The following is a 26,994-nucleotide window of genomic DNA, read 5'->3' as shown; positions in this document are numbered from 1 at the left end:
GATCCCGGCGGGGGAGCGCCGTCCCCCGCCGCGGTCCGCGGCGGCCGCTCAGCGCCAGGGGGCGCAGACCAGCCAGGGGCCGAACCACCAGCACGGGGCCGGCGGACCCCACCGGTTCCGTTCCCAGCCGCGATCGTGGTCCCGGCGGTCGCGGTGGTCGCGGCGATCCCAGTCGTTGCGGTGATCGGTCTGCTCCCAAGTGATCCCGATCGGCGCCGGGGCGTCGGCGGGTGCCGCGGCCGCGACTCCGGCCGGGGCGAGAGTGAGGGTGGCGGCGAGGAGTGCGCCGACGGTGGCAGTCCGGAGTTTCATGGAAATACACCCCGAGAAGCGTGTGCGTGCAGGAAGATTCCCCGACTACTCTTGACCGTACTCGGGACGGTCGGCGACAATCAAGGGTTCTTCGTCCCCAGGAGCCGGGCGACGACGCGCCTGTGCAGTTCCGGGTCGGGCTTGGGCAGGCCGAGCATCGCGCCCAGGTAGATGCCGTCGCCGACGAGGCGCACGATCTCGGCGGTGACCGGGTCGTCGATCTCCGCGCGCAGCCCCTCGTCCCACGACCGCAGCACCTCGACGACCGCCCGGTGCACGTCGTCGTGCCGGCCGTCGGCGCTGCGCAGGGCGGCCACCGTGGACCGGAACAGGTCCATCTCCGCCGAGTCGCCGGTCTCGTCCGGGTCGGCGAGGTACCACTCCGCGACCGGGGTGCCGCCCGCGACGGCGTCGGCGAGTCGGGCGTCGCCGCGTTCGCCGAGGCGCCGCACCATGGCGGCGAGCATCGCCTCCTTGGTCGGGAAGTGGTACAGCAGACCGCCTTTCGATACCCCTGCGGCGGCCGCGACGCCCTCGAGCGTCACCTGGGCGACCCCCACGTCGACGAGGGTGCGTTCGAGGGCGTCGAGGATCCGGTCGCGTGTGTCGGAGGCCATGGCCCGATCCTACCGTCCGTTTCTGTACCGTCCGGACGGTAGGTGCTACCGTACTTTGTGTACCGGCTGGACGGTTCAGTGTGGAGGGACGAAGGATGACGAACACCGGGCAGATGCCGCCGGTCCACCCGGCGGACGCGGGAACCGGGCATGCGCAGGCCGGCGTGCGCACCTGGGCGGGCCTGGTGGTGCTCGCGGGTGCCGTGCTGCTGATCGCGGTCGATGCAACCGTTCTCGACCTCGCCCTGCCCTTCCTCAGCGCCGATCTGGCCCCGAGTGGGGTCCAGCTGCTGTGGATCATCGACGTGTATTCGTTCGCCGTGGCCGGTCTGCTGGTGACGATGGGCGTGCTCGGCGACCGCGTCGGCCGACGCCGGCTCCTGCTGATCGGTGCCGTCGGCTTCGCCGCGGCGTCGGTGCTCGCGGCGTGGGCGCCGAGTCCCGAGCTGCTGATCGTGGCGCGGGCACTACAGGGTGTCTCGGGCGCCACCCTCATGCCCGCCACCCTGGGACTCATCCGGCACATGTTCACCGATCCGCGGGAGCGGACCGTCGCCATCGGCGTGTGGGGCGCGATGGCCGGCGGCGGGGCCGCCGCCGGCCCGCTCGTCGGCGGCTGGCTGCTCGAGCACTTCTGGTGGGGGTCGGTGTTCCTGATCAACCTTCCGATCATGGCGGTCCTCGTGGTCGCCGCGCCGTTCCTCGTCCCGGAATCGCGGGATCCGCACCCGGGCCGCTTCGACCTGCCGGGAGCCGCCCTGTCCCTGCTGGCCGTGGTACCGATCGTCTACGCGGTCAAGGAGACCGCGCTGCACGGCCCCCGCGTCGCGGCGCTGGTCGCGCTGGGGGGTGGTCTGACGGCCGCCGTCGCGTTCGTTCGTCGCCAGCGGAGCGCGGCGGATCCGCTGCTCGACCTCACGCTGTTCCGGCACCGCGAGTTCTCGGCCGCCGTCGCGACCAATCTGCTGTCGATCTTCGCCCTCGCCGGGGTGTTGTTCTTCGGTTCCCAGTACCTGCAGCTGGTCCTCGGAGTCGGACCGCTGGAGGCGGGTCTGCTGATGCTCCCCGGCACCGCGACCAGCGCCCTGTCCGCACTCGGCGCGGCCTGGCTCGTGCGGCGCCTGCCGGTGGGAACCGTCCTGTCGGGTGCCCTGGCCGTCGCAGCCGTGGGCGCCGCCGTGCTCCTGGCGCTGGACACCGCGCACGGAGCCGGCGTGTTCGTCGCCGGTTTCGTCCTCATCGGCGTGGGCGTCGGCATCGCGCTGACCCTCACCACCGACCTGGTGGTCGGGGCCGCCCCGGCCGACCGGGCCGGCGCCGCGTCCGCGGTGTCGGAGACGGCCTACGAGCTCGGTGTCGCCCTCGGTGTCGCGGTCCTCGGCAGCGTCGTCACCGCCGTCTACCGGTCCCGGCTCGGCGTCCCGGGTGGGGACCACGAGTTCGATACCCTCGGCGGCGCCGTCGCCGCGGCCGGCCGCCTGCCGGCGGCCGAGGCGGAGATCCTCCTCGAGTCGGCGCGCTCCGCGTTCGTCGCCGGCACCCACGGTGCCGCGGCCGCCACGGCGGCGATTCTGGCGGCCACTGCCGTGCTCACCCTGCGGATGCTGAGCCCGCGATGACCCGTCAGGTCCGAGGTGCAGCGGCGGCGTCGAGAACGACGAACGAATGCCCCGGGACGAGGGTCGCGGAGGCGGTCCGGTTGACCACCACCGGCTCCCACCACACGAGGGGAGCCCCGCCGAAGGGCACGGTGACCGGGTCGGGTCCGAGGTTGCACGCCACGCGCAGGCTGCCGCGGTGCAGCACGATCCAGCGCTCGTCCTCGTCGTAGTCGACGTGCAGGTGCTCGAGCCACGGATCGGTCAGCTCGGCGCGTTCGCGGCGCAACGCCAGGAGCTGCCGGTAGCAGTCGAGCACCCGTGCGTGGGCGGGTTCGGTCCGTTCGGCCCAGTTCAGCGTCGACCGCCGGAACGTCTCCGGATCCTGCGGGTCGGGGACGTCCTGGGCGTCCCATCCGTGCTCGGAGAACTCGCGCCGACGTCCTTCGGCGGTGGCCCGGGCCAACTCGGGTTCCGGGTGGGAGGTGAAGTACTGGAACGGTGAGCTCGCGTCCCACTCCTCGCCCATGAACAGCATGGGGGTGAACGGGGAGGTCAGCACCAGCGCGGCCTTGACGGCGAGCTGACCGGAGTCGAGGTAGTGGCCGGGCCGGTCGCCGACCGCCCGGTTGCCGACCTGGTCGTGGGTGCACGTGTAGGCCAGCAGGGAGCTCGCCGGGACGCGCCCGGTGTCGAGCGGCCGCCCGTGGGTGCGCCCGCGGAAGCTCGAATAGGTGCCGGCGTGGAAGAACCCGTGCCGCAGGGTGCGGGCGAGGCAGTCGAGCGAACCGAAATCGCCGTAGTAGCCCTGCCGCTCCCCGGAGACGGCGGCGTGCACGGCGTGGTGGATGTCGTCGTCCCACTGCGCCTGCAGGCCGTAACCGCCGGCTGCGCGGGGCGAGATCATCTTCGGATCGTTCAGATCGCTCTCCGCGATCAGGCTGAGCGGACGGCCCAGATGCGCCGACATCCGGTACGTCGCGACGGCCAGCTCCTCGAGCAGATGCACGGCGGTGTGGTCGACGAGAGCGTGCACCGCGTCCAGGCGCAGCCCGTCGATGTGGAACTCCCGCATCCAGCGCAGGGCGTTGTCGAGGATGTAGCGGCGCACCTCGCCGGAGTCCGGACCGTCGAGGTTGACCGACGCACCCCAGGTGCCCTGCCCACCGGACAGGTACGGCCCGTAGCGGTCCAGGTAGTTGCCGGACGGTCCGAGATGGTTGTACACCACGTCCAGGATCACCCCGAGGCCGCGGGCGTGGGCGGCGTCGACGAAGCGCTGCAGGCCGTCCGGACCGCCGTAGGGCTCGTGCACCGCGTACCAGAGCACACCGTCGTAACCCCACCCGCGGGTGCCGTTGAAGGCGTTGACCGGCATGAGTTCGACCAGGTCGACACCGAGGTCGACGAGGTCGTCGAGCCGGGCGACGGCCGCGTCGAAGGTGCCCTCCTCGGTGAAGGTGCCCACGTGCAACTCGTACACCACCCCGCCGGCGAGTTGCCGGCCGGTCCACGACGTGTCGGTCCAGGCGCGCTCGTCGAGCGTGTGCAGCTGGGACAGCCCGTGCACCCCGTCCGGTTGCCGCGGGGAGCGCGGGTCGGGCAGCACGGTCTCGTCCTCGTCGAGGAGGAAGCCGTAACGGGCACCGGGGGAGGCGTCGACCTCGGTGCGCCACCACCCCTGGTCCTCCCGGCGCATGGGGTGAACGGTGCCGTCGACGTGGAGCCGGACGGATTGCGGGGTCGGAGCCCAGACCTCGAAGGTGTGCACCCGATCAGCATGCCCGCTCGCCGCTGCCGCTGCAGACCTCCGGAATCGGCTGCAGTTCCGATGCAACCGATGCTGATAAGCTGAGTTCGATGTCCCAGCATGCCAAGAGGGCCTACAGTTCACCGCTGCGTGAGGAGGCTGCGCGCCGGACGCGAGCGACGATCGTCGACGCCGCCGCCCGGCTCTTCGTCGACCGCGGGTACGTCAGCACCACGGTCAGGCAGATCGCCGAGGCTGCCGGGGTGGCGGTGCGCACGGTCTTCACGGCGTTCCCCGGCGGCAAGTCCGAACTGTTCCGGGAGGCGCTCGACGCCGCGGTCGCGGGCGGGTCCGCGGTTGCCGTCGGCGACGAGCCCGCGCCGGGCCGGGGGCCACGTCCGGGACGGGTCGCGACCGGAACCGCGGGCTCGGACGCCGAACGCATCGTCGAGCAGGTCGTCCGCTACGGCGCCGACCTGCTCGAGCGGGCCGGCGGTCTGCTGATGACCTCGGTCGAGTCCTCGGGTGCGGACCCGGACATGCGCCGGTTCGCCGACGAGGACGCGCGCGCGACCGCGGACAACGCGCGCACCATCGCGGACGGGCTGCACCGGCACGGATTGCTGCGCGACGACGTGAGCGTGGAGCACGCGGCGCACGTGTTCTACACGCTGGGTTCTCCGCAGGTGCATGCCCTGCTGCGCCGCGACTGCGGCTGGGACGTGGACGAATACCGGGCGTGGCTCACGGCGACCCTGCGGGCGACGCTCCTGCGCTGAGCGCGGCCGCGGGCCCGGCCGCCCGCACCGCCCTCGGGGTGGTCCCGAAACGGGCCCGGAACGCCGTGCCGAACGCACTGAGCGAACCGAAGCCGGACGCGAAGGCGATACCCCCCACGGACACCGCGTTCCAGCGCGGATCCTCGAGGCGGCTGCGGGCGCGGTCCAGCCGCCGGGCGCGGAGCAGTTCCGCGGGCGTGGTGCCGGCCGTCCGCAACGCGAGCTGCAGTTGGCGCAGCGACCAGCCCAGCTCGCGGGCCATCGACGCCGGGGTCAGATCCGGGTCGTCCGAACGTTCGTCGACGTAGGCCCGGGCCGCCTCGGCCACCGCCTGCAGGCCACCGGGACGGAGGGGGCCGTGGGTATCGGCCAGGACGAGGGACACGAGCTCGATCACCCGTGCGCTGATCGCGACGAAGGCGGGGCCGGACAGCGACGTGCGTTCGCGGGCCAGCGTCCGCGTCATGGTCCCCGCCACCGCCCCGACGCCGCGGCGCAGGTCGAGCACACTCGGGCCGTCGGCGACGGCCCGATCGGGCAGGCAGCCCTCGGGGACGGTGAGCACCCACGCCCGGGCGTGGGCGCCATGGACGAGCTCGAACGGGCGGGCCATCGACACCAGGGCCGCGCGCCCGACGGGCACCGGCAGTGCGTGCCCGCCGTGGGCGACGGTGAGCGCACCGGACTTCGGCACGAACAAGCGCATGCTCCGGTCGTCGTCCCCGCGGACGTGCCGGGCGGTCCGCGCGTAGGTGATGCGATCGGACCAGAACTCGACGAGCTGGTGACCGCCGCAGCGCTGCACGTGTGTGGCCCCGACGAAGCCGGCCGGGGCACGCTCGTCCCGATCGGGGAACGAATAGTCCAGGGTGCCGTGGTTGAACCGCACGTGGTCGGTCCAGAACTCGGCGCGGTCGCGCTCCGGCACCCGGCCCGTCGTCGTGAACCGCACCTCGTACTCCGCTGCCACCGTGACCTCCTCGTCGGCCGTGCGCGCGCCGGACAGTGCTCTGCGCGGATCGGCGAGTGCTGCGTCCCGCCCGCTCCCTACGCTCGTCGGCAGTGTAGTGACGAACGCCACAGCCGGAGCGCGGTGGCCCGATCCAGGAGGTTTCCATGCTGCGAGCAGCGGTCAACGGGACGGAACTCGCCTACGTCGACGCCGGTCCGCGCGACGGAGTGCCGATCGTGTTCAGCCATTCGCTCTTCTTCGATCACACGATGTTCGACGCGCTCGCGGAGAAGTTCACCGCCGACGGGTACCGGGTCGTCGCCTACGATCATCGCGGGCAGGGCGAGAGCGCCCCGGCGCCGCGGGCGGAACTCGCGGTCGACGTCCTCGCCGAGGACGCGGCGGCCCTGATCGAACACCTCGGTCTGGCCCCGTGCCACGTCGTCGGCAACTCGCTCGGCGGGTTCGTCGCGCTGCGGCTCGCCGCGCGACGCCCCGAACTGCTCCGCACGGCCGCCGCGCTGGGTTCGTCGGCGGAGGAGGAACACAAGCTCGCCGAGTTCGCTCCGCTGGTCGAGCATCTCACCGAGCACGGCACGGCGGACGTCGTCGACACGGTCATGTACATCATGTTCGGCGATTCGAGCCTCGCTCAGGAGAGTTCGATGACGAGCACGTGGCGCGCCGCGATCGCCCGGCTCGAACCCCGCATCGGCGACGCTGCCCACGGCGTCATCCACCGCGGGCGGATCGTCGAGGAGCTGGCCGGGTGCCGCGTGCCGGTCCTCGCCGTCGCCGGGAGCGAGGACCACGCGTACCCGCCGCCGATCTCGTCGGCGAACATCGCCGACGCCGCGAGCGGCCGGCACGTCACGGTGGACGCCGCAGGGCACTCCGTGGCACTCGAACAGCCGGAGGCGGTCGCCGAGCACCTCAGGAAGCACTTCGCCGCGGCGGAGAAGGGCTGATCCGCAGGTCGGAGGGGCGCGGCAGCCGCCCGGCGACCTGAACCGTGCGGAGCTCGCGCACAGCAGCGGGAGGGCACCGGGCAGGAGCGATCGGGATGTACGGGCACGAATCCATACGAGACGGAATATCAAAATTATCCGAATAAGTGTGTCCACGTTCCTCGATCCACCGAAGCCCCGCCGAATAACCCCGCCGAGCAGCCACGCCGACCTCGGGCGGTGCGACGTGCCCCGGTGCCGAACCGGGGACGCTGACACAACCCGCCGACGGCACGGCGGGCGTGTTTCGGACCACCGCGCGGCGGATACCCGGGGCCGACAGGTTCCACCGTCCGCGCCCCCACCGGGGGTGCGGACGGCGATCGTCGCCGGCTCGACGGGTCGGTGACGGTGCGCCGGAGATGACGCTGCCGAGAAGGGGTTCCATGAGCCACGCCAGCTTCGCGTCCCGGGTCGGCGCGGCACGCGAGAGGATGTTCGATCTCGTGCTGGAGATCGCGGCGATCGTCGAGGCCGCCGACGCGCTCGACCGGGACTCCCTGCCCCTCGCCGACGAGATCGCCGTGAGCGGACTGATCGATGCCCTCACCGACGTGAGCCGGCACTTCGATGCGGCGGCGGAACCGTTCGGGGAGGCGGTGTGGTTCTCGCGGCACCTGCCCGGTCCGTTCGGTTGACGGCCACGGGTGAGGATTGCGCCGCCGGAAACCGGGTATGCGGTCGGGGCCGAGACGCTGCGCTCGGCCCTGTTTCCGTACAGCAGACACCAGGAGCGCACTTGAGCAACCAGGACCCCGGACCCCGACCCGAAGATGCGCCCGGCCTCGACGCCGGTGGGGGCGTACAGCCCGGAGACACCCCACCCGACGCCGGACAGACCTCCGGCCTGTCGCATCCCCAACCGAACCCGAGCCGGGTGATGCCCGTCTTCGCGATCGTGCTCATCGCGCTGATCGTGCTCGGAGTGGCGGCGTTCTTCGTGGCGCGCGCGTTCGCCCTGTTCGACTGAGACACCGAACGACTGGGACACCGAACGACTGGGACACCGAACGACTGAGACACCGAACGGTCGGGCTCGTCAGGGTCGTCCGAGCGCCCCGACGTAGTACCAGCGGCCACCCTCACGGAGGAACCGGCTGTGCTCGTGCAGCACGTCCTCGTGACCGCCGAAGCGGTAGTGGGCCCGGAACTCGACCGTCCCCTCCGAGTGCAGGAACCCGCCGCTCGTGCGCACCACCTCGAGCCCGGTCCACCGCTGCGCCGGATCGAGATCCAGTCGCGCCGGGCGGGTGTCGGGGTGCCACGTACGACGCAGATAGTCGTCGTCGCCCACCGCGAAGGCGGTGTACCGCGACCGCATCAGCTGCTCGGGCGTCGGCGCGTCCCCACCCGCGAGGAACGGCCCGCAGCAGTCGCCGAACGGAAGACCCCGGCCGCACGGACACGGAGCGGACGATTCGGGCCGGGGGTAGCGCGGGCGTCGAGTCACCGGCACATTATCGCCGCCGCCCGGAACCGGACGGTCGTGGCACGATCGACGCCCGGGACGAGCGCGGTCGGAGGAACGGTGAACCATGGTCGATTCTGCCGCCACACCGGCGCGGGGACAGGGCAGTCCCGGCACCGCGCTACACCACAGCTTCGCGGCCGTCCCGGTGGCCGGGCCGTACGACACCGCCGCCGACGTGCTCGACCGGATGCGGGAACACAGCTTCGACAGTGCCGCCGTCGTCGCCGTGCTCGTCGGTGAGACGCTCGCCGGTCTCGTCACGATCGAACGGCTGCTGGCGGCCCCCGGTGCCGCCCGGATGGACGACCTCATGGACCCGGATCCGCCGGTGGTGCACCCGGATACCGCGCAGGAACGCGCCGCGTGGAAAGCGGTGCAGCACGGCGAGCCGGGCCTGGCCGTCGTGGACGGCCACGGCCGGTTCCGCGGCCTCATCGCGCCGCAACAACTGCTCGCCGTGCTGCTGCACGAGCACGATCAGGACATGGCCCGGATCGGCGGCTTCGCGCACTCGGTGGAGGCGGCGCGGGCCTCGAGCGTCGAGGGAATCCGTCGCCGGCTCTGGCACCGGCTGCCGTGGCTCGTCGTCGGTCTGATCGGGGCCATGGTCTCGGCCCGCCTGATGCAGGTGTTCGAGGCCGAACTCGACGCCGACCTCGCCGTCGCGTACTTCGTGCCGGGAATCGTGTACCTGGCGGACGCCGTCGGGACGCAGACCGAGGCACTGGTCATCCGCGGATTCTCGGTAGGGGTGGGGATCCGCCGGATCGTGCGCCGGGAGGTGCTGACCGGACTGTCGGTGGGGGCGCTCCTCGGGGCGACCATGCTGCCGGCCGTGCTGCTCATGACCGGGAACCGGGATCTCGCGGTCGCCGTGGCGTCGGCCGTGCTGGCCGCGAGCACCATCGCGACGACCGTGGCGATGGTGCTGCCGTGGGCGCTGCAACGGCTGGGCAAGGACCCGGCGTTCGGGTCCGGCCCGCTCGCGACGGTGATCCAGGACCTGCTCTCCATCGTCATCTACTTCGTGGCCGTGACGCTGCTCCTCGGCTGAGGGTGGGGCGATCTCCACCCCAGGGTTCCTTGGGGCGCAGGACGATACCGGGTCACGATGAGACCACCGACCGACAACCCGTGGAGGCCCCGTGACCGCAACCTCGGAGAGGTTCACCCCGAGCCACACCGACCCGGATCGCGTGTTCGACGAGATCGACCGGATCGATGCCGAGATCGTCGCCGCCATCCGGTACCGGACCGGCCTCGTCCACCGTGCCGGCCGGCTGCGCCGCGCCGGGCACGGAACGACGTCCGTGCATGCGTGCCGCGAGATGGCGGCGCTCACCCGGTTCACCACTGCGCTGGGCCGGGACGGCACGGCGCTGGCGGCGACGCTGCTGCGGTTGGGCCGCGAACCCCTTGCCGACACCGCGACCTGCGGGCAGGATTGAGTCCGCCCCCGGAGGTTGTGATGAGCGTCGTCACCGAATCGCGTCTGACATACGTCGACAAGCAGGGGCGGCAGCATCGATTCGAGCTGTCGCCGGGCTCGCCTCGCGTCACCATCGGCCGGGCCCCGACGTCGGATGTGGCCTTCACCGGCGACAACGAGGTCTCCCGCCTGCACGCCGTCGTGGAGTGGATCGGCACCCACTGGACCATCCTCGACGACGGGCTCTCCCGAAACGGCACGTTCCTCAACGGGGAACGCATCACGGGACGCCGGCGGCTTCGGGAGGGCGACAGCATCCGGATCGGCTCGATCCGCCTGACCTTCCAGGAGATCGGCGCCGGCCCGGACGAGGCGACCCGTGTCGCGTCGGAGCTGCCGACGGTGCGATCGCTGACGCAGACACAACGCGGCATCCTGCTCGCGTTGTGCCGGCCCTACAAGCACGGCGCCGCCTTCGCCACCCCGGCATCCAACCAGGACATCGCCTCCGAACTGTTCCTCAGCGTCGATGCGGTGAAGACCCACCTGCGGGCGCTGTTCGCGAAATTCGGGGTCGAGGACCTGCCGCAGAACCAGAAGCGGGTCCGGCTCGCCGAGCTCGCCCTCCACAGCGGCGTCATCACCGAACGCGACCTCTGACCGGCGGCTCACCCGACCCGCTGCAGCAACCCGCCGAGTGCCCGCGCGACCTCCGCGGGCCGGTCGGTGATCACCGAATGGCCCGCGCCGTCGACCCGCACCAGCTCGGCGCGTGGCAGCCGCTCCGCCAGACCGGCCGACAGCTCGAACGGGGTCCACTCGTCCGCCGAGCCGCACAGCACGACCGCGGGGACGGCGGCGAGCACCGCCAACGCGGCGGACTCGTCGAGCACCGCGAACGATCGCAGGAACGCCGCCATCGTCACCACCGGCGTGTCGTTCGCCAGCACCGCCATCAGAGCCGCCAACCGGGAGCCGGGGGTTCGTCGCTGCGACGTCCGCCGCAGCGGCCGCACCGCCCGCCCACCCAGGTGCAGCGCGCGTTGCACCGCGCCGGGCGCGTGTCGCACCGCCCGGTGGAACAACGCGACCGCGGGACTGTCGAGGTAACGCCCGAGACCCGACCGCCCGAGATCACCGGCGGCGGTGCCGATGAGACAGACCCCGGCGACGCGGGTGCCGATCTCGTGCGGATGCTGACGGGCGTAGGACAGGATCGTCATGCCGCCCATCGAGTGGCCGACCAGCACCACCGGCCCGGCGGAGACCGCGCGCAGTACCGCCGCGAGATCACGCCCGAGCTGTTCGACGGTGTACGTCTCCGGCCCGGCAGTGCCGGACGCGCCGTGACCCCGGTGGTCGAAGAACACCATCCGCAGCGTGGCCCCGTACCGCCGGATCAGCGAATCACGAAGCGGCGCCCAGGTTTCCGTGCGTCCGCAGTGCCCGTGGACGAACAGGGCGGTGAGCGGCGCGCCGGCCGCGCCGAGTTCGTGGACCGCGAGCGGCACGCCGTCGTCGGCGATCACCGTGTGGCGGCGCACGAAGCGCTCGGTGCGGAGGGTGGACATGCGGACAAGGATCCACGGACGCCGGCGCCGGGACGAGCAGCCCCGGTGGTGGTGGATTTCACCTCAGGGGGCCACTTCTGCACCCTGGGTGGTGGACAATCTCGTCATGGATGCGCAGCGGTACGTCGGCGTGGTCGGGCCCGCGGAAGCCACGGCCGAACAACGCCGGATCGCCCGTCAGGTCGGCGGGCTGCTCGCGGCGCGACGCGCCGTCGTCGTGACCGGGGGACTGGGCGGGGTGATGGCCGCGGCGTCGCGCGGCGCCGCCGAGGCCGGCGGCACCACCCTCGGCCTGCTCCCCGGCGACGACCGCGCGGAAGCCAACCCGTACCTGACCGTGTCGATTCCGACCGGGCTCGGCGAGATGCGCAACGCCCTGCTGGTACGCACGTGCGAGGCGCTGATCGCGGTCGGCGGCAGCTGGGGCACGCTCAGCGAGATCGCGCTCGCCGTCCGGACCGGGGTCCCGGTGATCTCGATCGGGGGGTGGCCGCTGCCCGCCGCCGGGGTGCTCGCCGTCACCTCCGCCGGGGACGCCGTCGAAGCCATCCACGACCTGCTGTGGCGGCGCGATCCCACCGCGGGCTGGACCGGTTGAGGACTTCCCGCACCCGAGGGTGATTCTCGACCACCCCTGCGGGTGCCACCTCCACCGCTGGGGTCGGTATCTGCATCGGGGTCTGCGGACGACCGTGGAAGCAGCACAGTCCACCGGTCGTCAGGAGTACCCCCGTGTTGCACGAAAGCCCGGTCGCCCACGCACATCTCGGTGCCCCGCAGCCCACCGGCGCGTTTCCGCTCTCGGCGGCCCAGCGCGGCATCTGGTTCGCCCAGCACCTGGCCGGCGACACGCCCGTCAACATCGCCCAGTACGTCGACATCACCGGGGATCTCGACCTCGACGCCCTCGAGACTGCCGCGCGTGCGGTCGGACGCGAGTTCGGCACCGGGTTCCTGCGCATCCTCGAGGAGGACGGTCACCCGTTCCAGACCGTCGTGCACACCGGAGAGCGCCTGACGGTGGTCGACCTGCGGGGCGAAGCCGACCCGGTCGCCGCGGCCCGCGACTGGATGGAGCGCGACTACACCGCCCCCGTCGACATGTGCACCGACCGGCTCACCGTCACCGCCGTGCTGCGCGTCGGCGACAACCGTTGGTTCTGGTACGCCCGAATCCACCACATCGCCCTCGACGGCGTCGGAGCGATGACCCTCGTCGCGCGCACCGCCGAGCGCTACACCGCCACCGTCACCGGAACCACGGTGCACGCGCCGCGCACCGCCGCGCTGCCCGACATCGTCGCCGCGGACGAGGCCTACCGGCGCTCCCCGCGGTTCGAGACCGACCGCGCGTACTGGACCGAACACCTGGCCGGCCTGAGCGATCCCGTGTCGCTGGCCGGCCGGGGTGCCCCCGCCGACGCGCATCCACTGCTGGTCGGCGCGGAACTTCCCCCCGACACCGAGCAGGCCCTGCGCGATGCCGCGGCCCGTCGCGGGTCGAGCCTCGCCCCGCTCGTGGTCGCCGCGTTCGGCACCTACCTCGCCCGGATGACCGGCCACGACGAGGTGATGCTCAGCCTGCCCGTCTCGGCCCGCACCACCGCCGTGCTGCGCCGCTCCGGCGGCATGCTCGCCAACGTCGTGCCGCTGCGGCTGCGGACCGACGCCGCCACCGTCGCCTCCGTGATCGCCGCAGCGGAACTCGAGCTGACCGGGGCGCTGCGCCGCCAGCGGTACCGGCAGGAGGACATCGCCCGCGACCTCGGTCTCACCGGCGACCACGCCGCCGGGTTCGGCCCGTCGGTCAACCTCATGCTGTTCGACCACCAGGTCCGGCTCGGCGCGCTCACCGGCCGGGTCCACGTGCTCACCTCCGGGCTCATCGAGGACCTCTTCGTCAACCTCTACCCGGGCGGGCACAGCACGCACCTCGACTTCCAGGCCAACCCGAACCTGTACACCCGGGACGAGCTCGCCGCGCACCACCGACGGTTCCTCGCGTTCCTACACCGTTTCGCCACCGCCGACCCCGGCCGGCGGCTCACCGACCTGGACCTGCTCGGCGACGACGAGCGCGCGGCCCTCGTCCCGGCCCGCGGCGCCGAGCCGGTGCCCGCCCGCACCCTCGCCGACCTGCTCACCGCCGGGGCGGCCCTCGACCCCGGTGCCGTCGCCGTGATCGACGGTCCGCGCACCGTGACCTACTCCGAACTGGACACCGCCACCGACCGGCTCGCCCGGCTGCTGCTGACCCGCGGCGCCGGACCGGAGACCACCGTGGCGCTGGCGCTGGCGCGCTCGCTCGACTCGGTGCAGGCCGTGTGGGCGGTCGCCAAGACCGGGGCCGCGTTCGTGCCCGTCGACCCCGGCCACCCCCGCGCCCGGCTCGACCACGTCCTGCGCGACAGCGGCGCCCGCATCGGCCTGACCGTCGCCGCGCACCGGGACGGCCTGCCCGAGCACACCGACTGGATCGTGCTGGACGACCCCGCGACCGTCGCGGCGGTCGCGGACATGGACGCCGCGCCGATCACCGACCGGATCGTCCGACCCGAGCACGCCGCCTACATCGTCTACACCTCCGGGTCCACCGGCACCCCCAAGGGCGTCGTCGTCACCCACGCCGGCCTGGCGAACCTCGCCGACGACGCCCGCACGCGGCTCGCCGTCACCCCCGATTCGCGTGCCACCCACCTGTACTCGCCGGCCTTCGACTCCTCGATCGAGGAGCTGCTGGTGACCTTCGCGGCCGGCGCCACCCTGGTGGTGGTACCGCCGCAGGCCTACGGCGGCGCCGAGCTCGCCGAGGTACTGCACGCCGGACGAGTCACCCACCTCGACGCGACCCCGGCCGTGCTCGCGACCCTCGACCCCGACGAGCACCCCGAGATCGGCACGGTCGTGGTCGGTGGGGACGCCTGCCCGCCCGACCTGGCCGACCGGTGGTCCCGGGGCCGGCAGTTCCTCAACGCCTACGGCCCCACCGAGGCCACGGTCACCGCCACGTTCGCCGCCCCGCACCGTCCCGGCGCCGGCGTCGACGTCGGAGCACCGATCCGCGGCATGCGCGCCCTGGTCCTCGACCGGTGGCTGCAGCCCGTGCCGGTGGGGGTGACCGGCGAGCTGTACCTGGCCGGGCCGGGTGTCGCGCGCGGCTACCTCGGCCGTCCCGACCTGACCGCGGCCCGCTTCGTGGCCGACCCGTCGGCACCCGGCGAACGCATGTACCGCACCGGCGACCTGGTCCGCTGGCGCGGTGTGTCCTTCGGGCTGCCAGGACAACCCAAAGGACACACCGGCGGCGCAGCCGCCGCGCTCGAGTTCGCCGGCCGCACCGACCACCAGGTCAAGATCCGTGGATTCCGCGTCGAACTCGGCGAGGTCGACGCCGCGCTGCTCCGGCACGACACCGTCGCCCGAGCCGTCACCATCGGCACCTCCACGCCCGCCGGCGCGACCGTCCTCGCCGCCTACGTCGTCGGCCGTCCCGGCGCCCCCGTCGACGGTGACGCCCTGCGCGCCGCACTCGCCGCCACCCTGCCCGCCTACCTCGTGCCCGCGGTGATCACCGTACTGCCCGAGCTGCCGCTCACCCCCGTCGGCAAGATCGACCGGGCCGCGCTGCCCGCCCCCGACTTCGCCGCCACCGCGACCCCCGGGGGCCGCGCCCCCGAAGGCGCACGCGAGGAACTGATCGGCGCGCTGTTCGCCCAGGTGCTCGGGGTGGAACGGGTCTTTGCCGACGACAGCTTCTTCGCCCTCGGCGGCGACAGCATCGTCGCGATCACCCTGGTCTCCCGCGCTCGTGCCGCCGGACTGCGCTTCACCGCCCGCGACGTCTTCGAACGTCGCACCGTCGCCGCCCTGGCCGCCGTCGCGGTGGCGGACACCGGCGACGAGCCGGCCCTCGCCGAACTCCCCGGCGGCGGCACCGGCCCGGTCGAGACCACACCGATCGTCGCCGAACTGCTGACCGGCGGCGGGCCCGTCGACCGGTACGGACAGGCCGTGCTGATCCGCCTGCCCGAGCACCCCGACCCCGCGCACCTGGCCGGGGCCGTGCAGGCACTGCTCGATCGGCACGACGCGCTGCGGATGCGGTTGACCGCGGCCCGCACACTCGAGGTGCTCCCGGCCGGTGCGGTCGCCGCCGAGGCGGTGCTGCATCGCACCCCCGTCGACGAGCCACACGGCGCCGCCGAGGCCGCGCTGGAGGCCGCCGCGGACCGGCTCGACCCCGCCGCCGGGATCGTCGCCCAGTTCGCGTGGCTGGCCTCGCCCGGCGGCCGCGACGACCTGCTCGTGGCCGTCGTCCACCACCTCGCCGTGGACGCGGTGTCCTGGCGCATCCTGCTGCCCGACCTCGCCGCCGCCTACACCCACGGCGGTGCCGCGTCCGCCCTCGCCCCGGTCGGCACGTCGCTGCGCCGGTGGGCGCACGGCCTGACCGAGACCGATCGCAGCGACGAATTGCCACTGTGGGAGCGGATTCTCGCCACGCCCGATCCGGCGCTGGGGGAGCGGCCGTTCGACCCGGCGCGCGACACCGCCGCCACCTCCGCGCAGCTGCGCGTCCGCGTGCCCGCCGAGGTCACCGACGCCGTCCTGACCGCCGTACCCCAGCGGTTCCACTGCGGCCCCGTCGAGGCGCTGCTCGCCGCGCTCGGCCTGGCCGCCGAGCGGTGGCGCCGCAACCGTGGCCGCCCCGCCCCCGCGACGCTCGTCGGCGTCGAGGGCCACGGCCGGGAGGAGGCAGCGGTCCCCGGTGCGGACCTGTCCCGCACCGTCGGATGGTTCACCACCGTGCACCCGCTGGACGTGGACCTGACCGGGATCGACGTCGACGACGCCTTCGGCGGCGGCGCCGCGGCGGCCGCGGCGATCCGATCGGTCAAGGAACGACTCGCCGCCGTCCCCGACCACGGCATCGGCTACGGCCTGCTCCGGTACGTCGCCGGGATCCTGCCCGCGCATCCGGCACCGCAGATCGCCTTCAACTTCCTCGGCCGCATCGACACCACGGTCGACGCACCGTGGCTGCCGCTCGGCACCGCCGCGACCCGCGAGCCCCGCATGCCGCTGCCCGCGGTGCTCGACATCGACGCCGCCGTCGACGCCGACGGACTCGTCGGCACCTTCACCTACGCGACCGGCCTGCTCGACGAGGACGCCGTCGACGAGTTCGCACAGCTGTGGGTGGCCGCGCTCGCCGCCCTCGCCTGGCACGTCGGCGACCCGGCCGCCGGCGGCCACAGTCCCTCCGACTTCCCGCTGGTCGCCGTCCACCAGGACCGGATCGACGAGTGGGAGCGCGACCGGGGAGGCCTGGCCGACCTGTGGCCCCTGTCCCCCCTGCAGGCCGGGCTGCTGTTCCACACCGGCTACGCCGCCGCGGACGCCCCCGACGACTACACCGTGCAGACCGCGCTCGAACTCGCCGGCACCGTCGACGCCGCCCGGCTGCGCGCCGCGGCACAGTCCGTGGTCGACCGGCACGACAGCCTGCGCGCCGCCTTCCGTGACACCGCCGCCGGTCCGGTCCAGCTCGTACGGCACACCGCCGTGCTGCCCTGGCGGGAAACCGACCTCCGCGGCCGCGCCGACACCGACGGCGAACTGGCGCGCATCCTCGACACGGACCGCGCCGACCGGTTCGACCTCACCGCCGCGCCGCTGCTGCGCATCCACCTCATCCGCACCGCCGACGACCGGTACCGGCTGCTGCTGACCAACCACCACCTCGTCCTCGACGGCTGGTCCACCCCGCTGCTCGTCGCCGAACTGCTCACCGCCTACGCCGCGGGCGCGGCCGTGCCCGGCCCGGCGCCGTCGTTCCGCAACCACCTGGCCTGGCTCGCCGGCCGGGACGCCGTCGCCGCGCGGACCGCGTGGGCCCGCGCGCTGGACGGCATCGACGCCCCCACCCTCGTCGCCCCGCACGCCGACGGGGCCGACACCGGCGGCGCCGCCCACACCGTCGAGCTGAGCGCCGAGACCGCCGCCGGACTCGCCGCCGCCACCCGCGCCCACGACGTCACCCTCGCCACCGTCGTGCAGGCGGCGTGGGCGCTGACCCTGGCCGAGGTCACCGGCCGCACCGACGTGGTGTTCGGCTCCACCGTCTCCGGCCGACCGCCCGAGCTGCCGGGCGTGGACGCTGTGCTGGGTCTGTTCGTCAACACCGTGCCGGTGCGGGTGCGCCTGCAGCCCACCGACACCGGCACCGAACTGCTGCGCCGCATCCAGGCCGAACAGGCGGCGCTGCTCGAGCACCAGCACCTCGGCCTCCCCGAGATCCACCGGGCGGCCGGCGTCACCGAACTGTTCGACACCCTCGCCGTCGTCGAGTCCTACCCCCTCGACCGCGACGCTCTCTCCGCACTGGCCGACAGCGCCGGAATGCGCGTTCTCGGCGTCACCGGCGCCGAAGCCACCCCGTACCCCGTGAGCCTGATCGTCGAGCCGGGCGACCGGCCGCAGCTGAGCCTGCGGTACCGCCCCGCCGCGGTCGGCGACGTCGCCGCCCGCCACCTCGTCGAGCGCTGCGCGCAGCTGCTCGGGGCGCTCGCCCGCACCCCGGACCGCCGCATCGCCGCGCTCGGCGCCCCCGGGGTCGCGGCCCCGTTCACCCCCGGCCGGGACCGCGCCGTCACGCTCGCCGAGATCCTCACCGGCACCGCAACCCGTCACCCGGACGCGGTCGCCGTCGTCACCGATGCCGGCGAGATCACCTACCGCGACCTGAACGACCGGGCCGACGCGCTGGCGGGGCTGCTCGCGGCGCACGGCGCCGGACCCGGCACGGCCGTCGCGCTGGCGCTCACCCGCTCGTTCGAGTCGGTTCTCGCCGTGTGGGCGGTCGCGAAGACCGGGGCCGCCTTCGTTCCCGTCGACCCGCGCCATCCACAGGACCGGATCGAGCACATGCTCACCGACTCCGGCGCCCGGCTGGGCGTCACGGTCTCCGCACACGGTGCCCGGCTGACCGGTGCCGCGGCAACCTGGCTGGTCCTCGACGACCCCGCCACGACCGCCCGCCTCGCCGCGACCCGCCCCGCGGCGACGTCGCCGGCCCGGCTCGACGACCCGGCCTACCTGATCTACACCTCCGGCTCCACCGGCACCCCGAAGGCCGTCACCGTCACCCATCGCGGCCTGGGCAACCTGGTCGACGCCCAGATCGCCGTGCTGGGACTGACCCTCTCGGCCCGCGTCGCGCACGTCGCGTCACCGAGCTTCGACGCCTCCGTGTTCGAACAGCTCGCCGCGTTCGCCGTCGGCGCCGGGCTCGTCGTCGTGCCGCCGACCGTCGTCGGCGGCGACGAACTGACCGCCCGGCTCACCGCCGCCGCCGTCACCCACCTCGTCGTCACCCCCGCGGTGCTGGCCACCCTCGACCCGGCTGCGACCGCCACCGTGCAGACGGTGGGCGTCGCCGGCGAGGCCGTCCCCACCGACCTGGTGCGCCGGTGGGCGCCCGGCCGCACGATGCTCAACTTCTACGGCCCGACCGAGGCCACCATCTGGGCCACCGTCGCCGACCTCACCGCCGACGCGCCGGTCACGCTCGGCACCGGCATCCCCGGCACCGAAACCCTCGTCCTCGACAGCTGGCTCCGGCCGGCGCCGCTCGGCACGGTCGGCGAACTGTACCTGTCCGGCCCCGGTCTGGCGCGCGGCTACCACGGTCGTGCACCCCTGACCGCGAGCCGGTTCGTCGCGCATCCCCACCGGTCCGGCGCCCGCATGTACCGCACCGGCGACCTCGTGCGCTGGACCCGCGGCGGCGACGGCCGGCCCGTCCTGGACTATCTGGGCCGCACCGACTTCCAGGTCAAGGTGCGCGGCATCCGCGTCGAGCTCGGCGAAATCGACACCGCCCTCACGGCCGACGCCGACGTCGACTTCGCGACCACGGTCGGACGCCCCGGACCCACCGGCTCCACCGTCCTCGTCTCCTACGTGCGGCCCGTGCCGGGACGCACCCTCGACCCGGACCGGCTGCGGGACCGGCTCGCCGAACAGCTCCCCGCCCATCTCGTGCCCGTCGCGATCGTCGTCCTCGACGAGGTTCCGCTCACCCCGGTCGGCAAGCTCGACCGGACGGCGCTGCCGGAGCCGGACTTCGGCCGCAGCCGCCGCCCGGCCCGCGCGCCGCGCGGACCCGTGGAGACCGCCGCCGCAGCCGCGTTCGCCGAGGTGCTCGGCCTGGACGACCGCGGTGCCGACGACTCGTTCTTCGACCTCGGCGGCAACTCCCTCGACGCGACCCGCGTGATCGCCCGCGTCAACGCCACCGCCGGCACCGCCCTGGCGGTACGCGACCTGTTCGAGGCGCCCACCCCGGCGGCGCTGGCCGCACGCGCCGCGGGCCGCACCGGTGCCGCCGTCGCGCTCGGGCGCCGCGAGCGGCCCGCCCGCCTGCCGCTCGGACCGGCACAGCACCGGATGTGGGTGCTCAACCAGTTCGACCCCGCCTCCGGCGTCTACAACATCCCGGTGGCGCTGCGCCTGCGCGGACCGCTCGACCGCACCGCCCTCGCGGCCGCCTTCGGCGACCTCACCGGCCGGCACGAGAGTCTGCGCACCGTCTTCCCGGCCGATGCGGACGGCCCGCACCAGGTGATCGTCGATGCGGTGCCCCCCGCCCTCGACATCGTCGACGTGCCCGCGGACGCGGTCCGTGCCGCGGTGGCGACTTTCGCCGGTGCCGGTTTCGACCTGACCGTCGAGCTGCCGGTGCGGGCCCGGGTGCTGCGTCTGGGTGCGCAGGAGCACGTGCTGGTGCTGGTGCTGCACCACATCGCCGCGGACGGGGTGTCGGTGGCGCCGCTGGCCCGGGACCTGATCGCCGCGTACGCCGCGCGTACCGCGGGGGCGGCGCCGGCGTGGGCGCCGCTGCCGGTGCAGTACGCCGACTACACGCTGTGGCAGCGCGAGACGCTCGGCGACCCCGACGACCCCGACTCGACCACCGCCCGGCAACGCGAGTTCTGGACCCGCACGCTGGCCGGCCTCCCGGACCGCATCGTGCTGCCCGCCGACCGGCCCGGACCCGCGGTGCAGTCCGGCGCGAGCGCCGACGTCGCCTTCACCGTCGCCGCCGACGTGCACGCCCGGCTGCGACGTCTCGCCCGCACCGAGAACGCCACCGTGTTCATGACCGTGCACGCCGCGCTCGTCGCGCTGCTCTCGCGTCTCGGCGCCGGCGACGACATCGCGGTGGGCACCGCGGTCGCCGGCCGCGGCGCCGCCGAACTCGACGACCTGGTCGGGATGTTCGTCAACACCGTGGTCCTGCGCACCCCGGTGCGTCCCGAGGTCACGTTCGCCGACCTGGTGGCGCAGGTGCGCGAGGCCGACCTGGCCGCGTTCGCCCACGCCGACCTGCCGTTCGACCAGGTGGTCGAGGCGGTGCGCCCGGCCCGCTCGACCGCGCACCACCCGCTGTTCCAGGTCTCCCTCGCGCTGGCCGACTTCGCGGCACCCACGCTCGAGCTCGACGGGCTCGGGATCGCCGTGGAGGACATCGCCCGGGACTCCTCGCAGTTCGATCTCGCACTCGAGCTGCGCGAACACACCGGCGACGACGGACGGCCCGCCGGGCTGGACGCCACCCTCACCTACGCGACCGACCTGTTCGACCACGACACCGCCCGCACCCTCGCCGCGCGGTTCGTGCGCCTCCTCGCCACCGTCACCACCGACCCGGCCGTCCCCGTCGGGGACGTGGAGCTGCTCGACGCCGCCGAGTCCGCCGAGCTGGCCGCCACCGCCGGCCCGGCCGGTATCGGGCCGTGGCTGCTGCCCACGCTGCTCGCGGCCGCCGCCGCCGCACACCCCGCGCGCCCGGCCGTGCGTGCCGACGGCACCACCTGGACCTACCGGGAACTCGACGACGCCGCCGGCCGGCTCGCGCACCGGCTCGTCGCCGCCGGGGTGGGGCCGGACGTGCGCGTGGCCCTCGCGCTGCCCCGCTCCGCGGAGTCGGTGCTCGCCGTGTGGGCCGTCGCCAAGGCCGGCGGTGCCTTCGTGCCCGTCGATCCGGCGTACCCGGCCGAGCGCATCGCGCACATGCTGCACGACAGCGGCACCACACTCGGACTGACCACGGCCGCGCACCGGGCCGCGCTGCCCGGCGCGCTCACCTGGCTCGAGCTCGACGACCCGGCGGTGCGGGCCGCATACGCCGACGACTCGGCCGCACCGTGGACCGATGCGGACCGGACCCGGCCGCTGCATCCCGAGCACGCCGCCTACCTGATCTACACCTCCGGCTCGACCGGCACCCCGAAGGCCGTCACCGTCACCCACCGCGGGCTGGCGAACATCGTGCGCGCCCAAGCCGACTCGCTCGACGTCGGGCCGGATGCGCGGGTCCTCGGCTTCGCCTCGCCCAGTTTCGACGCAGCGATCTTCGAACAACTGGCCGCCTTCGGCGCCGGGGGCTGCCTGGTGTCGGTCCCGCCCGGCATCGTCGGGGGCACCGAACTCGCCGCTCTCCTCGAGGCCGAGCAGGTGACGCACGCGGTCCTCACCCCGTCGGTGCTCTCGACGCTGGACTCGGCGGAGTCGACCTCGGTCCGGGTGCTCGCGGTGGCCGGCGAGGCGGTCGGTACGGACCTGGTGGAGCGGTTCGCCGGGGGCCGGACGATGCTGAACCTGTACGGGCCGACGGAGGCCACGATCTGGGCGACCGCGTCGTCGGCACTGACGGCGGGCCGGGCACTGACGATCGGATCCGCCGTGCGCGGCGTGACGCCGCTGGTGCTCGACGACCGGTTGCGGCCCGTCCCGGTCGGTGTGGCGGGGGAGTTGTACCTCGCCGGCGACGGGCTGGCGCGCGGCTACCACGGGCGGCCGGGACTGACCGCGGCCCGGTTCGTGGCGCATCCGCAGGGCGCGCGGATGTACCGCACCGGGGACGTGGTGCGGTGGGTGCACGCCGCCGGCCGGCTCGAGCTCGAGTACGTCGGCCGCAGTGACCACCAGGTCAAGATCCGCGGAATGCGGATCGAGGTGGGGGAGGTCGACGCGGCGCTGGCCGGGCTGCCGGAGGTCGACCGCGCGGTGACGGTGGGCCGGCCCGGACCGGCCGGGTCGCCGGTACTGGTGTCGTACGTGCTCGCGGCGACCGGGTGCGCCCCGACGGCCGAGGCGCTGCGGGCCCGGATGTCCGAGTTGCTGCCGGCCCATCTCGTGCCGGCGGCGCTCGTCGTGCTCGACGAGTTGCCGCTGACGCCGGTGGGCAAGCTGGACCGGGCGGCCCTGCCCGAGCCCGTGTTCGCCGCCGGCGCGGGGCGTGCCCCCCGCACACCGGCCGAGGAGGCCGTGGTCGCCGCGTTCGCCCAGGTGCTGGATCTGGACCGGGTGGGCATCGACGACTCGTTCTTCGACCTCGGCGGCAACTCGCTCGACGCCACCCGCGTCGTCGCCCGCCTGAACTCCGCCCTGGCGGTGCGCGACCTGTTCGAGGCGCCCACCCCCGCGGCGCTGGCCGTGCGCCTGCTCGAGCGTCCCGCGCCGAGGATCGCCCTCACGGCCCGGCCCCGCCCGGCCCGGGTGCCCCTCGGACCGGCGCAGCAGCGCATGTGGGTGCTCAACCAGCTCGACCCCACCTCCGCGGCGTACAACATCCCCGTCGCGTTGCGCCTGTCCGGTCCGATCGACGCCGCGGCGCTCGCCGCGGCGTGGCGGGACGTGACCGACCGGCACGAGAGCCTGCGCACCGTCTTCCCCGCCGATGCGGACGGCCCGCACCAGGTGGCCGTCGACGCCGGGAACGTGCTCGACTTCACCGAGGCACCCGCCGACGTGCATGCCGCGGTGGCGGGTTTCGTCGGTGCCGGTTTCGACCTGACCGTCGAGCTGCCGGTGCGGGCCCGGGTGCTGCGTCTGGGTGCGCAGGAGCACGTGCTGGTGCTGGTGCTGCACCACATCGCCGCGGACGGGGTGTCGGTGGCGCCGCTGGCCCGGGACCTGATCGCCGCGTACGCCGCGCGTACCGCGGGGGCGGCCCCGGGGTGGGCGCCGCTGCCGGTGCAGTACGCCGACTACACGCTGTGGCAGCGCGACATCCTCGGTGACGAGACCGATCCGCGGTCGACCGCCGCGCGTCAGCGCGACTTCTGGGTGAGCACCCTCGCCGGGCTCCCCGACCGGATCACCTTGCCCACCGACCGGCCGCGCCCGGTCGTGCAGTCCATGGCGAGCGCCGATGTGGCTCTCGCAGTCGACGCCGACGTGCACGCCCGGCTGCGGGCCGTCGCCGCCACCGAGAACGCCACCGTGTTCATGACCGTGCACGCCGCGCTCGTCGCGCTGCTCTCGCGTCTCGGCGCCGGCGACGACATCGCGGTGGGCACCGCGGTCGCCGGTCGCGGTGCCGCCGAACTCGACGACCTGGTCGGGATGTTCGTCAACACCGTGGTCCTGCGCACCCCGGTGCGTCCCGAGGTCACGTTCGCCGACCTGGTGGCGCAGGTGCGCGAGGCCGACCTGGCCGCGTTCGCCCACGCCGACCTGCCGTTCGACCAGGTGGTCGAGGCGGTGCGCCCGGCCCGCTCGACCGCGCACCACCCGCTGTTCCAGGTCTCCCTCGCGCTGGCGAACTTCGAGGAGCCGGAGCTCGAGGTCGCGGGCCTGCGCATCGCACTGCAGGACGTCGCCCACGAGTCCTCACCGTTCGACCTGAGTCTGACACTGCGCGAACGCACGACCGCGAACGGCGAACCCGCCGGAATCGAGGTGAGCCTCGGCTACGCCACCGACCTGTTCGACGACGCCACCGCCCGGACCCTCGCCGCCCGCTTCGGCCGGCTGCTGACGGCGGTCGCCGAGAACCCGCACGCCACGATCGGCGACGTCGACCTGCTCGATCCGCGGGAGGCCGACGAACTGCGGGCCGGCACGGGCCCGGAGCCCGTCGCCCCGGTGACCCTGCCGGAACTGCTGCACGCCGCGGCGACGGCGCGACCCGAGGCCGTCGCCGTGGTCACCGACGACCGGCAGGTCACCTATCGCGAACTCGACGCCCGCGCGGCGCTGCTCGCCGATGCCCTCGCCGCGCGGGGTGCCGGCCCCGGCACCCTCGTCGCGCTGGCACTGACCCGATCGTTCGATTCGGTGCTCGCGGTGTGGGCGGTCGCCCGAACGGGCGCGGCGTTCGTGCCCGTCGACCCCCGGCACCCGCAGGAACGGATCGAGTACATGCTCGCCGATTCCGGTGCCGTCCTGGGGGTGACCGTGACCGAGCACCACGACCGCCTGCCCGCCTCGCTCGGGTGGCTGGTGCTCGACGGCCCGGCTGCCGACACGCGTCTCGCGCTCGTCCCGCAGCGGCCGCGGGCCACGGCCGTGCACGTCGACGACCCCGCCTACCTGATCTACACCTCAGGTTCGACCGGCGCTCCCAAGGCGGTCACCGTCACCCACCGCGGACTGGGCAATCTCGTCGCCGCGCAGCGGGAGACCCTGGCGCTGACCCCGCAGGCCCGGGTCGCGCACATCGCGTCGCCGAGTTTCGACGCCGCGGTGTTCGAGCAACTCGCCGCGTTCGCCGTCGGCGCCCGGCTCGTGGTCGTCCCGCCCACCGTCGTCGGCGGCACCGAACTCGCCGACCGGCTCCGCGCGGCCCGGGTCAGCCATCTCGTCGTCACCCCCGCCGCGCTGTCGACGCTCGACCCGGCGGCCCTGACCTCGGTCGAGGTGCTGGCCGTGGCCGGGGAGGCGACCGGACCGGAACTCGTGGACCGGTTCGGCGAGGGCCGGACGATGCTGAACCTGTACGGACCGACGGAGGCCACGATCTGGGCGACGGCCGGCCCGCTGGTGCCGGGCCGGGCGGTGACGATCGGATCGGCCGTGCGCGGCGTGACGCCGCTGGTGCTCGACGCCCGCCTGCGGCCGGTACCCGCCGGCGTGACGGGCGAACTCTACCTGGCCGGGGCCGGGCTGGCGCGGGGCTACCACGGGCGGGTGGGGCTGACCGCGAGCCGCTTCGTCGCCCGTCCCGATCAGCCGGGGGAGCGGATGTACCGCACCGGGGACCTCGTGCGGTGGGTGCGGGCCGGGGGCCGGCTCGAGCTCGAATACCTCGGGCGCGGTGACCACCAGGTCAAGGTCCGCGGGATGCGCGTCGAGGTCGGGGAGATCGACGCGGCGCTCACGGCCCTGCCCGAGGTCGACTTCGCGGTCACCGTCGGGCGGCCCGGACCGTCCGGCGCCCAGGTGCTCGTCTCCTACGTGCTCCCGGCGCCGGGGCACCGCCTCGAACCGGCCCGGGTACAGCGCCGGACGGCGCAGCGGCTGCCCGGACACCTGGTGCCGGCGGCGATCGTCGTGCTCGACGAGTTGCCGCTGACCCCGGTCGGCAAGCTGGATCGCGCGGCGCTGCCGGAGCCGGTGTTCGCGGCCGGCTCGGGACGCGCCCCGCGCACCCCGGCGGAGGAGGCGGTGGTCGCGGTGTTCGCGCAGGTCCTCGGCCTCACGCACGTCGGGATCGACGACTCGTTCTTCGACCTGGGTGGGACCTCCCTCGATGCCACCCGTGCCTGCGATCGGCTCGGCGCCGAACTCGGGACCGCCGTGCCGGTGATCGCGCTGTTCTCGGCGCCCACCCCGGCGACCCTGGCCGCCCGCCTCGAGGCCGAGGACACCGGCGGGCAGCCGGACTCGCCGTTCGCGGTGCGGCTGCCGCTGCGCACCGACGGCGACGGAGCCCCGCTGTTCTGCGTGCATCCGGCATCCGGACTGGCGTGGGGCTACGCCGGGCTCGCCGCGCACCTCGCCCCCGGACGGCCGGTGTACGGACTGCAGTCCCCGCACCTCGACGGCCGCGAGGACGCCCCGGCGACGATCGCCGCGTACGCCGAGCGGTATGTCGACGAGATCCGTGCGGTCCAGCCCACCGGCCCGTACCACCTGCTCGGCTGGTCGCTCGGCGGATTCATCGCCCACGCCGTCGCGGCGCGGCTGCGCGACGCCGGCGAGGAGGTGGCGCTGCTCGCGCTGCTCGACGCGGACCTGATCGCCCGCGACGTCGCCGCGCCGGAACCGCTGACCGCCGGCGAACTCGTCGCCGCCCTCGGCTCGTCCCTGGGGCTGCCCGACGTCGATCCGGACCTGACGGCCGCCGAGGCCGCCGCGCTGATCCGGACCCACACCGGGGCTCCCGTCGACGCCGGCCACCTCGACCGGATGGTCGCCGACTACAACGGTTCGGCGGCGCTGCTCGCCGGCTACCGGCCACCGCTCTACGACGGCGACCTCGTCTTCGTCACCGCGACGGCCGACAAGCCGCATCACGCCGGGGGTTTCGCCGGCTGGCGACCCTACGTCACCGGCGCGATGCACAACCACCTGCTCGATGTCGCCCACGACCGGATGACCGCACCCGACGCGGTGCCCGCCCTGGCCGCGGTGCTCGATCGGCATCTCGGCGACGACCGGTACCTCGCCGCGTCCTGACCGCGCAATCCACCCCCCTTTTCTTCCGAACGGAGCA

16 protein-coding genes are annotated in these 26,994 nt (G+C 74.1%); 10 read left to right on the top strand and 6 right to left on the bottom strand.

Annotated features, from left to right (window positions below; translation table 11 throughout):
• Nucleotides 1-48: 48 nt before the first annotated feature.
• Together F1734_RS15855 and F1734_RS15850 are read right to left on the bottom strand one after the other, a co-directional pair.
• The gene (locus F1734_RS15855) at nt 49-312 is read right to left on the bottom strand and encodes a hypothetical protein (RefSeq protein WP_010594412.1); all 264 of its coding nucleotides are present in this window, start codon (nt 310-312) and stop codon (nt 49-51) included.
• 80 nt (nt 313-392) lie between these two features.
• The gene (locus F1734_RS15850; protein WP_003938240.1) at nt 393-929 is read right to left on the bottom strand and encodes a TetR/AcrR family transcriptional regulator; all 537 of its coding nucleotides are present in this window, start codon (nt 927-929) and stop codon (nt 393-395) included.
• 95 nt (nt 930-1,024) lie between these two features.
• Between F1734_RS15850 and F1734_RS15845 the strand changes: the two genes are divergently transcribed.
• On the top strand, nt 1,025-2,548 hold the full coding sequence (locus F1734_RS15845) for an MFS transporter (RefSeq protein ID WP_048771001.1): 1,524 nt from the start codon (nt 1,025-1,027) through the stop codon (nt 2,546-2,548).
• A gap of 4 nt (nt 2,549-2,552) precedes the next feature.
• Here F1734_RS15845 and treZ read toward each other — a convergent pair whose 3' ends face one another.
• Nucleotides 2,553-4,298, bottom strand: a complete 1,746-nt coding sequence (treZ, locus tag F1734_RS15840; RefSeq protein ID WP_124259118.1) for a malto-oligosyltrehalose trehalohydrolase — start codon at nt 4,296-4,298, stop codon at nt 2,553-2,555.
• 89 nt (nt 4,299-4,387) lie between these two features.
• Between treZ and F1734_RS15835 the strand changes: the two genes are divergently transcribed.
• A complete protein-coding gene (locus tag F1734_RS15835) occupies nt 4,388-5,056 on the top strand; it encodes a TetR/AcrR family transcriptional regulator (RefSeq protein WP_010594416.1) in 669 nt (222 codons plus the stop codon).
• Here F1734_RS15835 and F1734_RS15830 read toward each other — a convergent pair.
• Nucleotides 5,022-6,026, bottom strand: a complete 1,005-nt coding sequence (locus tag F1734_RS15830; RefSeq protein ID WP_010594417.1) for a helix-turn-helix domain-containing protein — start codon at nt 6,024-6,026, stop codon at nt 5,022-5,024. The genes F1734_RS15835 and F1734_RS15830 overlap by 35 nt on opposite strands.
• Before the next feature lie 146 nt (nt 6,027-6,172).
• On the opposite strand from F1734_RS15830, the gene F1734_RS15825 reads away from it, so the two are divergent.
• The 3 genes from F1734_RS15825 to F1734_RS15815 all read left to right on the top strand — a co-directional run bounded on the left by F1734_RS15825 (nt 6,173) and on the right by F1734_RS15815 (nt 7,985).
• Nucleotides 6,173-6,976 carry an alpha/beta fold hydrolase gene (locus F1734_RS15825; RefSeq protein ID WP_010594418.1) on the top strand — a complete coding sequence of 268 codons (804 nt, stop codon included), beginning with the start codon at nt 6,173-6,175 and terminating at the stop codon, nt 6,974-6,976.
• 425 nt (nt 6,977-7,401) lie between these two features.
• Nucleotides 7,402-7,653, top strand: a complete 252-nt coding sequence (locus F1734_RS15820; protein ID WP_010594419.1) for a hypothetical protein — start codon at nt 7,402-7,404, stop codon at nt 7,651-7,653.
• A 101-nt stretch (nt 7,654-7,754) separates the two neighbouring features.
• Nucleotides 7,755-7,985, top strand: a complete 231-nt coding sequence (locus tag F1734_RS15815; RefSeq protein ID WP_010594420.1) for a DUF6480 family protein — start codon at nt 7,755-7,757, stop codon at nt 7,983-7,985.
• A gap of 69 nt (nt 7,986-8,054) precedes the next feature.
• Here the strand turns inward: F1734_RS15815 and F1734_RS15810 are convergent, their stop codons facing one another.
• On the bottom strand, nt 8,055-8,465 hold the full coding sequence (locus F1734_RS15810; protein ID WP_108754919.1) for a YchJ family protein: 411 nt from the start codon (nt 8,463-8,465) through the stop codon (nt 8,055-8,057).
• An 85-nt stretch (nt 8,466-8,550) separates the two neighbouring features.
• Here F1734_RS15810 and F1734_RS15805 point away from each other — a divergent pair, with 85 nt between their 5' ends.
• The 3 genes from F1734_RS15805 to F1734_RS15795 all read left to right on the top strand — a co-directional run bounded on the left by F1734_RS15805 (nt 8,551) and on the right by F1734_RS15795 (nt 10,575).
• A complete protein-coding gene (locus F1734_RS15805; RefSeq protein WP_010594422.1) occupies nt 8,551-9,540 on the top strand; it encodes a magnesium transporter in 990 nt (329 codons plus the stop codon).
• Between the two features lie 91 nt (nt 9,541-9,631).
• Nucleotides 9,632-9,934: a chorismate mutase gene (locus tag F1734_RS15800; RefSeq protein ID WP_010594423.1), complete on the top strand. Its 303-nt coding sequence runs from the start codon at nt 9,632-9,634 to the stop codon at nt 9,932-9,934.
• 20 nt (nt 9,935-9,954) lie between these two features.
• Nucleotides 9,955-10,575 (top strand): FHA domain-containing protein, encoded by a 621-nt coding sequence (locus F1734_RS15795; protein WP_010594424.1) that lies wholly within the window; start codon nt 9,955-9,957, stop codon nt 10,573-10,575.
• Between the two features lie 8 nt (nt 10,576-10,583).
• Here F1734_RS15795 and F1734_RS15790 read toward each other — a convergent pair whose 3' ends face one another.
• On the bottom strand, nt 10,584-11,486 hold the full coding sequence (locus tag F1734_RS15790) for an alpha/beta fold hydrolase (protein WP_010594425.1): 903 nt from the start codon (nt 11,484-11,486) through the stop codon (nt 10,584-10,586).
• A 106-nt stretch (nt 11,487-11,592) separates the two neighbouring features.
• Between F1734_RS15790 and F1734_RS15785 the strand changes: the two genes are divergently transcribed.
• Both F1734_RS15785 and F1734_RS15780 read left to right on the top strand, forming a co-directional pair.
• Nucleotides 11,593-12,084: a TIGR00725 family protein gene (locus tag F1734_RS15785; protein WP_003938253.1), complete on the top strand. Its 492-nt coding sequence runs from the start codon at nt 11,593-11,595 to the stop codon at nt 12,082-12,084.
• Between the two features lie 134 nt (nt 12,085-12,218).
• Nucleotides 12,219-26,957: a non-ribosomal peptide synthetase gene (locus F1734_RS15780; protein WP_238423959.1), complete on the top strand. Its 14,739-nt coding sequence runs from the start codon at nt 12,219-12,221 to the stop codon at nt 26,955-26,957.
• Nucleotides 26,958-26,994: the final 37 nt, after the last annotated feature.

The sequence above is a fragment of the Rhodococcus ruber genome (genome assembly GCF_016804345.1).
Lineage (GTDB): Bacteria > Actinomycetota > Actinomycetes > Mycobacteriales > Mycobacteriaceae > Rhodococcus > Rhodococcus ruber.
The sequence above is the reverse complement of the archived record's forward strand: the minus strand, read 5'-3'. Positions and strand labels throughout refer to the sequence as shown.